This is a genomic window from Paenibacillus sp. Soil724D2 (assembly GCF_001427935.1).
GTDB lineage: Bacteria > Bacillota > Bacilli > Paenibacillales > NBRC-103111 > Paenibacillus_E.
In genome coordinates this window covers 80,712-92,874 of sequence record NZ_LMRY01000012.1, presented here as the reverse complement: position 1 = coordinate 92,874, position 12,163 = coordinate 80,712, and the positions used below count along the sequence as shown (strand labels likewise).

Genomic DNA, 12,163 nt, shown 5'->3' with positions numbered 1-12,163 from the left:
TGCATATAAAAAACATTTTCCCTTAGGAAAGTTTTTTTAGAAGGAGGAATCTAAGGATGCTAATTCGCCCAGTTGAAAGTGATGAAGACATAAGGAAGGCTTATGAAATAGAGACTGCTGTCTTCTCTCAGGAGGCGGCTGCCTCATTAGAAGCTTTTCAAATGAGAAAGCATGTTTTTGGATCCTATTTTCTTGTGGCAGAAAATGAGCAAGACCATCAAATTATCGGGGTAACCAATAGCGTAAAGATACATAATAAAGAATTAACTGATGAAAGTATCAAGCAGGAGACAGAGCATGCCGAGGACGGACAATACCTCTGTGTTTTGACCATAGCCGTTCATCCGTCCTTCCAACGACGCGGGATAGCCACTGAACTTCTGCAACGTATCATCGAAATAGCCAGAAAAGATGATTTAATAGGGATTGTTTTAATGTGTGAAGAGCATTTAATTTCATTCTATGAAAAAAATGGATTTCTTTATGTAGCTCCATCCGTTTCTAAACATGCTGGCATCCAGTGGCATGAAATGAATTTAATATGGAAATAAAATATCCCCGTAAGCAGGATTTTCGTTATATCGTGCGAATATAATAATTAATAATCTTTGTATATTTATTAAACAAACAAAGAATATCAAAGGAAATACTAAACTCTAACAATTTAACAAGGGGGCATCTTCATGTCATATTTCATGGGCTTAGATTTAGGAACTTCAGCAGTCAAATGCATTCTTGTGGATGACTCTGGTCAGGTAATTGGCAGCCATAGCGTAGAATATCCGCTTCAGCAGCCCCATCCGGGATGGGCAGAGCAGCATCCGGAGGATTGGTATAACGCAACAGTCAAGGGGATCCGTGCTCTTTTAGAGAAAACAAGCGTCGCTGGCGAAGCCGTCGCTGGTATCGGCTTCTCCGGCCAAATGCACGGGTCGGTGTTCCTGGACGAGGAGCAGCAGGTCATCCGGCCTGCGCTGCTGTGGTCTGACCAGCGCACCGCGGAGCAGTGTGCTTACATCGAGTCGACCGTCGGTAAAGCCGAACTCGGCCGACTAACGGGCAACCGGGCGCTGACCGGCTTCACCGCGCCCAAGGTCATTTGGCTCCGGCAGCATGAGCCGGAGAACTACGCGCGCGTTCGGCATCTGCTGCTGCCGAAGGACTACGTCAGGCTGCGCCTGACGGGAGCGTTCGGCATGGACATGGCCGACGCAAGCGGCACCCTGCTGCTGGACGTCGCCCACCGCAGCTGGTCGCAGACCGTCACAGAGCGGCTGGACATTCCTATGGAATGGCTGCCGCCGCTCTATGAGTCCGGCGACGTGGCCGGACACCTGCTGCCGGAAGCGGCCAGCCTAACTGGCCTAGCCGCAGGCACCAAGGTCGTCGCAGGCGGCGGCGACCAAGCTTGCGGCGCCGTAGGTGTTGGCGTCGTACGCCAAGGCATCGCCTCCGTGGCGCTCGGCACGTCCGGTGTCGTCTTCGTTCACGACGACACCTATCAAGTAGATGAAGCTTATCGGCTTCATTCCTTCTGTCACGGTGTGCCTGGCAAGTGGCACCGTATGGGGGTGATGCTGGCCGCGGGCGGCTCGTTCCAGTGGTGGCGCAACCACTTTGCGCACGAGGAGCTTGAGCGTGCGCAGAAGGAAGGCAAAGACGTCTACGAGATCCTGACGTCTGCAGCAGCCACAGCTCCCCTTGGGAGCGAGGGCTTGCTATTCCTGCCCTACTTATCCGGAGAGCGAACACCGCACCCCGATCCGAAGGCTCGAGGCGCCTTCATCGGTCTAAACCTACGGCATGAGAAAGCACATCTCACCCGTGCCGTTCTCGAAGGCATTACCTTCGGGCTCCGCGACTCGCTGCAACTAATCCGCGAGTCCGGCGTTGAAGTCACCGAACTCCGCGTGAATGGCGGCGGCGCCAGGAGTCCATTCTGGCGTCAAATGATTGCCGACATCTTCGGTATCCCTGTGGTCACTGTAAATTCTACAGACGGCCCTGCGTATGGCGCTGCTATCATGGCTGCTTCCGGCGTACTACAAGAGGATATAACAACTCTCTGTGAGAAATGGATTCATGTCACAGATCGCGTAGAACCAAATGTTGATAATCAAAAACAATATGAAGCGTACTATCAAATATATCGCGGTCTTTATGGAACACTTCAGAACACATTCCATCAGTTAAGTGATTTGGCTGGTCATTGAACATAAACTAAAAAAAGAGGTTGAAACAGGAAATTACCTGTTCAACCTCTTTTTAATGCAAAAAAACCCGCCTATGCCGTCCGGTTTTGGTGCTTCAAACCCGCTCTCGCAGGTGGGTGTCCGCAGAGGTGTATTTGAGGTCCCCTTTCGAGGGCATGTCAGCCACACTTCAATGTAGGTCTCCCTAGAAACAGTCATTGGTTTAAAACAACTTAAAACCGTTACGTACATCGCAGGATTCTTTTGTATTTCTTATTATAGTGCCGTACCGGTTGATTATCAACTGGTAGGTTTAGTCTTTAGTCTTTTCATTCTCATCTTTTTTATGCAAGCTAACTTCCGGCTTACTATCTTCTTCACCTTCAGTTATAGCTTCTGCTTCATTTTGTGCTTCCTCTTCTTGCGCTTCAGCCAGTCTCTGTTGTTCCTTCTCTTCTAGTTCTTGCTGTTTCGTTTGGAGTTTGGTGAAGCTGCGGTTAAACTGCCAGAACGAAAAAGTCGCCATTATACTTCCCATAAAGAAAACGACAAGAAAGAAATTAAATTTGGTCAGACAAATATAAAGAATGGCTCCGTTACAAAGCAGCAGAACAATCGAATTGATTGGATTACCAATGGTAATCAATACAGCATTCTTCAAAATTTGTAAAACCTTCATATGCAAATGAACCATAATCGAGAAGAAATTGAACAAAGAAATGATAATAATGACCGTGAAAGCGATAAATAATACGGCCAATAATTTCAGTGAACTCCCCTGTTTCAAATAAAAGAAGTAATTCACCGCAATGATAACGAAAATGATTACGAAGAAAATGCCACCTACCATGCTCTGCAGGTAGTTTTCTTTATATCCACGGAAAAATGTTTTCAATAGTGGTACATCTTCTTCTCCCGTAACCCATTTCCGAGCAACGGCAAACATCGCGGAAGTTGCAGGAAATAAAGTAAACGGTGCCAAAATGGCGATAATGGGTAGCGATGCCTTCAATGCATCAACGGATGGACTCACTAAGCCCATAAAAGCAAAAAAGAAAACCGGAATCGAACATAGCATCCAGAGCAGATTAATGACCGATAAACGCATAATCCACTCCGATATTCTGTACAGTCCTCCCATAACTCCTCTAAACTCCAAAACTGCTTCCTCCTTAGCGTTTCCTTCCGGAAACTTTCTACGTTGATTGTTGAAACGCATACATATTAAGTTGTCCTACTTTTACATTAGTTTAATTATAGCCTATTTTTGAACATATAGGTAGATGTCTAGTCGTTCTAGGTACTTTTACATAGTATAGTATTATCAAAAAGAACTACCCCCAAATCATTTTCAGGAGGTCGATACTATGTCTCATCCAGTTGGAACATCCGTAGGTGCTATTTTGGTTCTCTTCATCTTGCTCGTTATCATCACTAGTTCTTTCGTACTGTAAACCATATATTTCATAACAAAAAGGCGAAGATCCTTCTGGATCTCCGCCTTTCTTTTATTGGGGTTATTCCCCTTATTTATTCACTAATGTATCTTCGCTCTTACGTGGAGCTCTGGAACGATCGCGGTTACCGGAGTTGTTGCTTCCGTATTCACGGTTTCTGGAAGATGAACTGCTTCCACCTTCTCTGTTTGAACCGTAATCTCTGCTATCTTTACGCGGGTAACGGGAGTTAGAGCTGCTGGAACCAGTACCTGAGCTATATCCGCCACCTTGACGACGATCTCCTGAACCTGAACTTGAGCCATAGCCGCCGCCAACTCGTCTACCTGAGCTGCGAACATCGAATTTTTTCTTTCTTGCACGAATCGGATCTTCAGGTGTTAACTCAATATTCGTTTCCTTTTTGTCGCCTGTCAGAAGCTTCATAGCTGCAGCAAGAAGATTTACGGAATCATATTGCTCTAACATTTGAATAGCTAAGCCTTTGAATTCTGCTTGTGTATCATTTTGAAGCACATCAAGAATACGCTCAGCAGTCATTTTTTGTTTACCTTCAATGGCTTCAGCCAAGCTAGGTAATGGTTTTTTGTTAATTTTGTGGCGTGTAACTTTCTCGATAAAGTGCAGGTGATCGATTTCTCTAGGTGTTACAAAAGTCCAAGCTGTACCTTCTTTACCAGCGCGGCCTGTACGACCGATACGGTGAACATAGCTTTCTGGATCTTGCGGAAGGTCAAAGTTAATGACATGAGTAACGCCGGATACATCTAGACCACGCGCAGCAACATCTGTTGCTACAAGTACATCAATGCTGCCGTCACGGAATTTTCTCATCACATTATCGCGTTGATTTTGGGATAAGTCGCCATGAAGACCTTCAGCTGCATAGCCTCTTTTTTGAAGAGCTTCTGCCAATTCATCAACCCGGCGTTTGGTACGACCGAAGATGATGGCAAGATCTGGAGCTTCCATGTCGATCAAACGGCTAAGCGCTTCGAATTTTTGTTTTTCGTGCAATTCGATATATGCTTGGTCAATCAATGGTGCGCTAACTTGTTTCGGGATAACCGATACGTGCTCAGGGTTACGAAGAAATTGTTGTGCCAATTTTTGAATATTAGTTGGCATTGTTGCAGAGAACAACATCGTGTGACGCTCTTCTGGAACCAATTTCAAAATGGACTGGATATCATCCATGAAACCCATGTCTAGCATTTCATCCGCTTCATCCAAAACCACTGTTTGTACGTCATCTAATTTAATTGTTTTACGGTTAATATGGTCAAGCAGACGTCCCGGTGTACCGATAATGATTTGCGGTTTTTTCTTCAATGCACGAATTTGTTTAACGATATCCTGTCCACCATAGATGGGCAAGGAACGAATGCCTTTGAAACGACCGAGTTTCTCAATCTCTTCCGCAACCTGGATGGCAAGTTCCCGTGTAGGACACATGATAAGAGCAGAAATGCGCTCTTCTTTCATATTGATTTTGTGAATAAGCGGAATACCGAAAGCAGCTGTTTTACCTGTTCCTGTTTGCGCTTGCCCGATTAAATCCCGGCCTTCCATGGCCAAAGGAATCGTTTTTTCTTGGATCGGCGTGGACTCTTCAAAGCCCATCTCGGTAATAGCGCGTAAAATCGTTGGCTCTAAACCAAACTCTTGAAATGTTTTCAAATATATTCAATCTCCTTTTGTACAGGGCAGGCTAATGCCTTGTATCTTTTTTACCCTTAAGTACGACTTCCTATCCGTGTCTATAGTTTTATTGGTGGAATACACTTTCGATTTAACATCTTCCATGATCCAACTGGCCGCCCTTAAGAACATCTAAAATATTATAGCACAAGTCATACACACATTTCCAGTAGCGTCTTACATAATGAGAACGAAACCTAACGCATAAGCTAAACGTATTACAAGGTAGAACAATAAACGGAACAGAGGAGAGTTTTCAATGTCCATATTTAAACGAGTCAGCAGCATCCTGCGCAGTCAAAAACAAGAACCAACAACAACACCTATAGGTAATCCACTTGAAGATGCCCGAGTTGGGGATATTGTTAATGTAGACTTAGAGGAGTACGTTGTTTCCGGCAAGGTCATTTATTTTGACCGCGGGTTTGCTCCACATCGTTACGCTTATTATTTACAAAGCGGCAAAAATATTCAGTGTTTGATTGTGGAAAAAGGGCGAACCTATGACTGTTTCCTTTGCAGCTTTGTCGAAGGCGCACTAGACGATCCGAATGATGTCCCTACTCGTTTGGAGCTTGACGAAGATGTTACCTTCGAATTGGAGTTTCATCGCAATGATGTCACTCGAACGGAAGGAAATACCGACTTCCGCAGCGGAGACGACATCATCTTTTGGAGATATTTTGGACCGGAACGTAGATTCTTCTTCCTCCAATGGCAGGATGGCAAATTTATTGCTCTTGAAGGAGAGCGCACGCCGGGCAATCAGATTAAATTTTTGAAATCGACGCCCTAGACAACCTATGTTATCATTAGAAATGTTTGGAAAGGAGGGATTACTGAAAAGTGAAAAGATGGACTTCATGGGTTTCTTTCTTATTGATCATCGCCCTTCTTACCGCGTGTGGCGCTGATGCCGGACGTTATATCAAAGATCAATATCCGTTAGTTAGTGTTGACGGCAAAGGGAGCAATCTCTCCAAGGTTTATCTAGTTGAAAACAAAAGCGTCCCTGCTGTTGCAGCTGAACTAGCATCAAAAGAGTCACCGAAGGAAAAGAGCAAGGAATCTGATGATCAAATGTTCCTTGTTTATAATGATAAGGTCATTAACGTCCAAAAGGATCCTAGTGATAGTAAAAACACGCTTGTTCAGATCGATAGTATCGAATATGCCAAATCACATTACGACTCCTCGTTCTTGCAAGGTTATTTGACAGCCACCCTGCTTCAATCCCTATTCGGCGGGGGATGGTTCAATAATAAACGGCCTTACGATGATTATAGAGGCTATACCCGGACACCGTCTTATAATGCAGGCGGCGGCAAGACGACCACTCCAACAACGGATGTATCGAAGGATAAGAAGCCAACAACGTCAGATCGAACGGGCAGCTTCAAAAGCGGTACAGGTACGCCAAGTTCAGGCAGCGACTCTACAACCCGCAAAAATGATGGTTCTACACCAAACAAGGTGACTAAACCATCTGTTAGTAAGCCAAGCACATCTAAGAAGACAGGCTCTTTCAAGAGACGTTAATTATTTGTTTTTATTAAGCTGTTGTCCATGAATTGGACACAGCTTTTTTTAATCTTAACAAAGGATTAACTTATTTCCTTTAAAGTCCATTTAATTAACCTAAGGTAAATTATGATTGAAGTTTTAGAAGAATGAATTATACTTGCTTTATGCTGCATACTATTTTAGAGGTGATTTGTTTTGAAAAAGGCGCTAGACGCTTTCATTATTTTAATTGGCGCACTGCTTGTCGCGGTCGGCTTCAACATGTTCCTCATTCCTCACCAACTGCTTAGCGGCGGGGTTTCTGGATTTGCCATGATTATTGGTTATTTTACGAATTTTAACATTGGTTTCTTGTATTTATTGTTTAATCTGCCATTGATGATTTGGGGATTAGTTTCAATTGGACGTAGATTTATTATGATCAGTGTAGCGTCGGTCATATTAACGGCATGGTTGATGCAAATTATACCAACAAGCTATGTCGCTCAGGAACCCATTCTTGGCGCAGTTTTTGGGGGAGTACTCATTGGAATAGGAAGCGGTATCACCTTAAGAATAGGTGGCTCAAGTGGAGGCTTTGATATCGTTGGCTTGATTTTGACTCGAAAATTTGATTTCCCTCTCGGAACCCTTCTTTCATCCATGAACGGTGTGGTCATTGTTGCACTAGGCTATTTCAAGCAAAATTGGGATCTTGCTCTTTGCTCGATGCTGGCCATCTATATAAGCGGGAAAGTCGTCGACGCCATACATATTCGCCACGTCAAAGTGACCGCCTTCATTGTAACGAAACAAAAGGATGAGTTAATTAACGCGCTGCTTCTCCTGCCTAGAGGTGTTACTTTAGTTAAGACAGAAGGCGCTTATACGAAACAGCAGCATGATATGCTAATGACCGTCACTACGCGCTATGAACTCGTAGAATTAAAGCGAATTATTAAGAAGATAGACCCGAAAGCATTCGTGAATATCGTTGAAACCGTTGGTGTTGTCGGAGAATTCCGCAAGCTTAAGTAAATAATCGAGCAATCCGCCTCTTTATTCCAAGTTGAATTGTGTTATAATGATACTAATTTCATATAGTTCTGGTTTCAACGTGAGTGGTTCAGGCGTAATTCGTATTCTAATCTTTTGATTGGAAGGGTGATGCTTGTGGAGACAGTCAAATTATCCAGGATTGTAATGAAATTAACACCCGAGTTGTACCCCTTCTTAACCAGCTATGAGCTGGACTCCGAGATCGTCCTCCGGTTTGGCATTGAGGCGCTCGAAGCAGAAGATGTCATGGAAATCATTCAATTCAGCATTACGGAACATCATAAAGACGCCCTTTATCATTAAGGGGCGTCTTTTTCTGTTCAACTATGCTTTATTCATACATTGTTATTGAGTTTGTAATAATTAGGGTATATAGGTTATGATAAGAACATGATATAATAGTACTAAGATAAACTAATGGAGGTGTCTGGAATGGGAGCATTATCTCCTTGGCACATCATCTTAATTGCAATTGTTGCCCTTCTTTTGTTTGGGCCTAATAAACTGCCCGAACTTGGCAGAGGTTTTGGCAAAATGTTTCGTGAATTTAAAGATGCAACGAATGGAAATGGCGGTAATACAGCTACTGATGATCAGCCTGTACCGGTCCGTAAAGAGATTAATCCTGCAGAAGTCACGAATACCGAATCAGGACAAGTTCAGAAATAAGTCCAAACACCCGGCTAATTTTGCTACCGGGTGTTTTTATTTATGTTTAGCTTCTTCTACGCATTACGGCTTGAGTACCGAAAAACATGCCTGCTGCTATTGCCGACATGACTGACGCAAACACATACATGCTAGCGCCTCCCCACTGCTCACTCAACCATCCGCCCACCGAACCGCCGATAATTCCCGCAAGACCCATGAACACCATAGCAAGAATGGATTGACCTGTTGAGCCGAATTGCTCAGGAAGCAGACGCACGACGTACTGTACCGCAACGATCCACAAAACAGCAAAGGTGAGCATATGTGTCGTCTGCAAACCAATTAACACCCATGGATCGCTGAATAATGTGTAGAGCAACCACCGTATCGTATATAAGACCGAAACGAGACCTAGGATGGTCAGTTCGTGATAACGATGTATGTACCGATTGATATAGGCAAATACCGGAATTTCCGTGCAAGCCGCAATGGCCCATGCCCAGCTTACCATAGAGTCCGTAGCACCTAGTTTACTCAGATATAAGCCTAGTAGTGCATCGTTCATTCGATGAGGAATGGATATCATCAAAACCATGATCATAAACCATAAGAAGTTTTTATTTTTGAAAATAGTACCGATCGTACTTAATGTTATTCGCTGTCCGCTGCCCTTCTCGTCTTTGATAAAAGCTAGCAGTAGAAATGGGAAGATCCACAACGCCCAATAAAAATACGGTATGTTGGCTACTCCACCTAATTCTTCGAGTAAAAGACCCGAAATTAGAGCAACACCCGAAAATCCGATTGAACCCCATAAACGGACGGATCCATACGACATCCCACGATGCGCGGTTGATTTGACAACCAAATTGTCGATAAGTGGAATGGATGGCAGCAAGAAGAAATAAAGCATTAAAATAAATCCAAGGGTAAGCCCGAAACCTTTTGTTAAAAACAAGCCAAAACTTCCTAGTAAGGAAAGGCTCCAAAGTAAAAATACGATATTCCTTACTGAGTTGAATCTGTCGCTAACATATCCCCAGAATGGTTGTGCGAATATGGAGATAAACGGACCAATCATCATGAGGAGTCCAATCTCGCTAGCTGAATAGCCCTTACTTTGTAAATATAAAGGTAAATAAGGCAATAAAATGGCACTAGAAGCATAGTAGAAAAAATTAACGCCAGATAATGAAATAATTTGTTTATCAAGTTTCAATGGGTGGCTACCTTCTTTCTACAAACCTCTACAAATTTCCTCTGTGCGTAGTTTCGTGCTTGCTTTATAATAAAAGCTAGAAACAAAGATTGGAGAGGACTTATACATCATGGAAATATTACTTGCTTCACTTGCCCTAATCTGGGGCAATGTCACAGCCGCTAACCCGGATGCCACCTTTGAACAGCTCGTGCAAGCTTCTCTGAATGCGAAGAACGCAGTTGCTATTGTTCAACCTACACCATCCCAAGAAAAAGATCCTTTAGCACCTGTAAACAAAATGGATCCGCAGAAGGACGCACCCGTAATTAAAGGTATATACGCCACGGCCCATAGTGCGGGTGGATCTCGGCTCAGTACACTTGTGAAGCTGCTCGACGACACGGAACTGAACTCACTGGTCATTGATGTCAAAGATGATTGGGGCTACATTACATGGGAAACAGGGAACGCCGAGCTTGATGCCATGGGAACGACTCAGAAAATTATAGGTAATATGCCAGGTTTAATGACCACCTTGAACGAACATAACATTTATCCAATTGGCCGTATTGTTGTATTCAAAGACACGATTCTCGCCAAAAAGAAACCAGAATGGTCTTTCGTCAATCCAGATGGCACTCTGTGGGGTAACGGTAAAAACCCACCGGACAGCTTCGTAAATCCATATAACAAAGAAGTATGGGATTACAATGTCGCAGTAGCAAAAGAAGCCGTAAAAGCTGGATTTAAAGAAATTCAATTCGACTACGTCCGATTCCCGGAAGGCTTCGAGAAAAGAGCTGACATTCTCAAATATACTAAGGATGAACGTTCACGTATTGATGCTGTCGCTTCTTTCGTCAAATATGCCAAAGAACAATTACAGCCGCTTGGTGTTCGTGTATCTGTCGATATATTTGGTTATGCGGCCTCTGTTCCGGCAGCCGAAGGCATTGGTCAAGATTTCGAGAAAATCTCTCAAAATGTGGATGTCATCGCTCCCATGATTTATCCGAGTCATTACAGCACTGGCTGGTTTGGCTCCAAAGTGCCGGATGCAGCGCCTTTTGTCACGATCGATGGAGCCTCCAAGGATACAACCAAGAAGCTGGAAGCCATTGATAAGAAAGGTTGGAAGCCGATTGTTCGACCTTGGATTCAAGATTTCACTGCTTCTTGGGTACCTGGTTATATCAAGTACGGTAAACATGAAGTGGAAGAACAAATACGCGCTTTGAAAGAAAACGGCGTGAATGAGTTCCTCCTATGGAACGCAAATAACAACTACACACCTGGTGTGAAATATTAGCATGGAGACACCCTGAGGCTCAGAGAGCTTTCGGGGTGTTTACTTTCGTTTTCGATTTGATTTATCATGTAATTAAAGGAGTTGAAATGCAATGAATATTGTCGCCATTACTGGGATGGACTTGACTACCATGCAACAGCAGATGCCGCAAGACTTGAAGGAACGCTGTCAATTTTATTGGTTTAAATCTTCAAGTGAAGCTGGGGAACACATTGCAGATGCTGATGTAATTATCACGGCTGGCCGCTTGAATCCGGACGCCCTCAAGCAGGCAACCAAGCTGAAATGGATGCAAACTATATCTGCCGGCGTGGATAAGCTTCCTCTCCAAGAGTTAGCCATGCGTGATGTCATTCTGACCAATGCCCGTGGGGTACATACGATCCAGATGAGTGAATTTACGCTAAGTCTTATGCTGCAATGGGTTCGTAAAGCGAATCTCCTTCATGAGCGTCAGCAAAGTAAAGTATGGGACAATCAAGTCAGTTTTGGTGAGCTTTATGGTAAAACGATTGGCATTATTGGTGCAGGTGCAATTGGCGAAGCTGTTGCTCGCAAAGCTAAGGCGTTTGATATGACTGTCATTGGGTTGAATCGTTCTGGTTCGCCTGGGCCTGCCTTCGATTCGACGGTCAGCGGAGAAGAAGGATTAACAACTTTGCTTACACAAAGTGATTTCGTCGTGCTTCTACTTCCTAGTACAGCTAAAACGCGAGGTTTCTTGACCAAAGAACATCTGCGCTTAATGAAACCAAGTGCTTTCTTAATCAATCTGGCTCGCGGTGATGTCATTGAAGAAGAGCATTTGATCCATGCGCTGCAAGAAGGCCAGCTGGCAGGCGCAGCACTCGATGTTTTTGAGCAGGAGCCATTACCGTCAACTTCTCCCCTATGGAACATGGATAATGTTATCCTTACTCCGCATATCGCTGGATCTTCCGCTCACTACACAGAGCGAGTTTCCACCATTTTCTATCATAATCTAAGAGCTATATTAGATGGCACCGAAATGATGAATGTCGTAGATTTAACAGAAGGTTATTAACATACGATAACGTACCACAGCCCAAAGTTGATCTCCTAGGGATGT

12 protein-coding genes and 1 other RNA gene are annotated in these 12,163 nt (G+C 43.9%); 9 read left to right on the top strand and 4 right to left on the bottom strand.

What is annotated here, in order from left to right; all coding sequences use genetic code 11:
• Window positions 1–56 precede the first annotated feature (56 nt).
• The gene (locus ASG85_RS13550; protein WP_060646495.1) at window positions 57–551 is read left to right on the top strand and encodes a GNAT family N-acetyltransferase; all 495 of its coding nucleotides are present in this window, start codon (window positions 57–59) and stop codon (window positions 549–551) included.
• Window positions 552–683: 132 nt separating this feature from the next.
• Window positions 684–2,213: a xylulokinase gene (gene xylB, locus ASG85_RS13545; RefSeq protein WP_060646494.1), complete on the top strand. Its 1,530-nt coding sequence runs from the start codon at window positions 684–686 to the stop codon at window positions 2,211–2,213.
• A gap of 60 nt (window positions 2,214–2,273) precedes the next feature.
• Here the strand turns inward: xylB and ssrS are convergent.
• The 3 genes from ssrS to ASG85_RS13530 all read right to left on the bottom strand — a co-directional run bounded on the left by ssrS (window position 2,274) and on the right by ASG85_RS13530 (window position 5,329).
• Window positions 2,274–2,455: non-coding RNA, 6S RNA (ssrS, locus tag ASG85_RS13540), on the bottom strand.
• A gap of 50 nt (window positions 2,456–2,505) precedes the next feature.
• Window positions 2,506–3,351, bottom strand: coding sequence for a YesL family protein (locus ASG85_RS13535; protein ID WP_057306973.1), 846 nt, complete (start codon window positions 3,349–3,351; stop codon window positions 2,506–2,508).
• 367 nt (window positions 3,352–3,718) lie between these two features.
• Entirely contained in the window at window positions 3,719–5,329 is a 1,611-nt protein-coding gene (locus ASG85_RS13530; RefSeq protein ID WP_060646493.1) for a DEAD/DEAH box helicase, read from the bottom strand.
• A 280-nt stretch (window positions 5,330–5,609) separates the two neighbouring features.
• Here ASG85_RS13530 and ASG85_RS13525 point away from each other — a divergent pair, with 280 nt between their 5' ends.
• The 5 genes from ASG85_RS13525 (at window position 5,610) to ASG85_RS13505 (ending at window position 8,581) form a co-directional block, all read left to right on the top strand.
• Window positions 5,610–6,146 (top strand): DUF4178 domain-containing protein, encoded by a 537-nt coding sequence (locus ASG85_RS13525; RefSeq protein WP_057306975.1) that lies wholly within the window; start codon window positions 5,610–5,612, stop codon window positions 6,144–6,146.
• Between the two features lie 50 nt (window positions 6,147–6,196).
• Window positions 6,197–6,889 (top strand): DUF4247 domain-containing protein, encoded by a 693-nt coding sequence (locus ASG85_RS13520; protein ID WP_060646492.1) that lies wholly within the window; start codon window positions 6,197–6,199, stop codon window positions 6,887–6,889.
• 180 nt (window positions 6,890–7,069) lie between these two features.
• A complete protein-coding gene (locus ASG85_RS13515; protein ID WP_057306977.1) occupies window positions 7,070–7,891 on the top strand; it encodes a YitT family protein in 822 nt (273 codons plus the stop codon).
• Between the two features lie 129 nt (window positions 7,892–8,020).
• Complete coding sequence (locus ASG85_RS13510; protein WP_029193437.1) at window positions 8,021–8,215, top strand: hypothetical protein; 195 nt, start codon at window positions 8,021–8,023, stop codon at window positions 8,213–8,215.
• 129 nt (window positions 8,216–8,344) lie between these two features.
• Window positions 8,345–8,581, top strand: coding sequence for a twin-arginine translocase TatA/TatE family subunit (locus ASG85_RS13505; protein ID WP_057306978.1), 237 nt, complete (start codon window positions 8,345–8,347; stop codon window positions 8,579–8,581).
• A gap of 46 nt (window positions 8,582–8,627) precedes the next feature.
• Here ASG85_RS13505 and ASG85_RS13500 read toward each other — a convergent pair whose 3' ends face one another.
• Entirely contained in the window at window positions 8,628–9,782 is a 1,155-nt protein-coding gene (locus tag ASG85_RS13500) for an MFS transporter (protein WP_060646491.1), read from the bottom strand.
• Window positions 9,783–9,891: 109 nt separating this feature from the next.
• Between ASG85_RS13500 and ASG85_RS13495 the strand changes: the two genes are divergently transcribed.
• Window positions 9,892–11,073: a putative glycoside hydrolase gene (locus ASG85_RS13495; RefSeq protein ID WP_060646490.1), complete on the top strand. Its 1,182-nt coding sequence runs from the start codon at window positions 9,892–9,894 to the stop codon at window positions 11,071–11,073.
• Between the two features lie 91 nt (window positions 11,074–11,164).
• Window positions 11,165–12,118, top strand: coding sequence for a D-2-hydroxyacid dehydrogenase (locus ASG85_RS13490; RefSeq protein ID WP_060646489.1), 954 nt, complete (start codon window positions 11,165–11,167; stop codon window positions 12,116–12,118).
• The last annotated feature ends 45 nt before the right edge of the window (window positions 12,119–12,163 follow it).

What these genes read in the sequence shown, in the direction of transcription:
- ASG85_RS13550 (WP_060646495.1), top strand. Translation starts at nt 57, where the DNA reads ATGCTAATTCGCCCAGTTGAAAGTGATGAAGACATAAGGAAGGCTTAT.
- xylB (WP_060646494.1), top strand. Translation starts at nt 684, where the DNA reads ATGTCATATTTCATGGGCTTAGATTTAGGAACTTCAGCAGTCAAATGC.
- ASG85_RS13525 (WP_057306975.1), top strand. Translation starts at nt 5,610, where the DNA reads ATGTCCATATTTAAACGAGTCAGCAGCATCCTGCGCAGTCAAAAACAA.
- ASG85_RS13510 (WP_029193437.1), top strand. Translation starts at nt 8,021, where the DNA reads ATGCTTGTGGAGACAGTCAAATTATCCAGGATTGTAATGAAATTAACA.
- ASG85_RS13505 (WP_057306978.1), top strand. Translation starts at nt 8,345, where the DNA reads ATGGGAGCATTATCTCCTTGGCACATCATCTTAATTGCAATTGTTGCC.
- ASG85_RS13495 (WP_060646490.1), top strand. Translation starts at nt 9,892, where the DNA reads ATGGAAATATTACTTGCTTCACTTGCCCTAATCTGGGGCAATGTCACA.
- ASG85_RS13490 (WP_060646489.1), top strand. Translation starts at nt 11,165, where the DNA reads ATGAATATTGTCGCCATTACTGGGATGGACTTGACTACCATGCAACAG.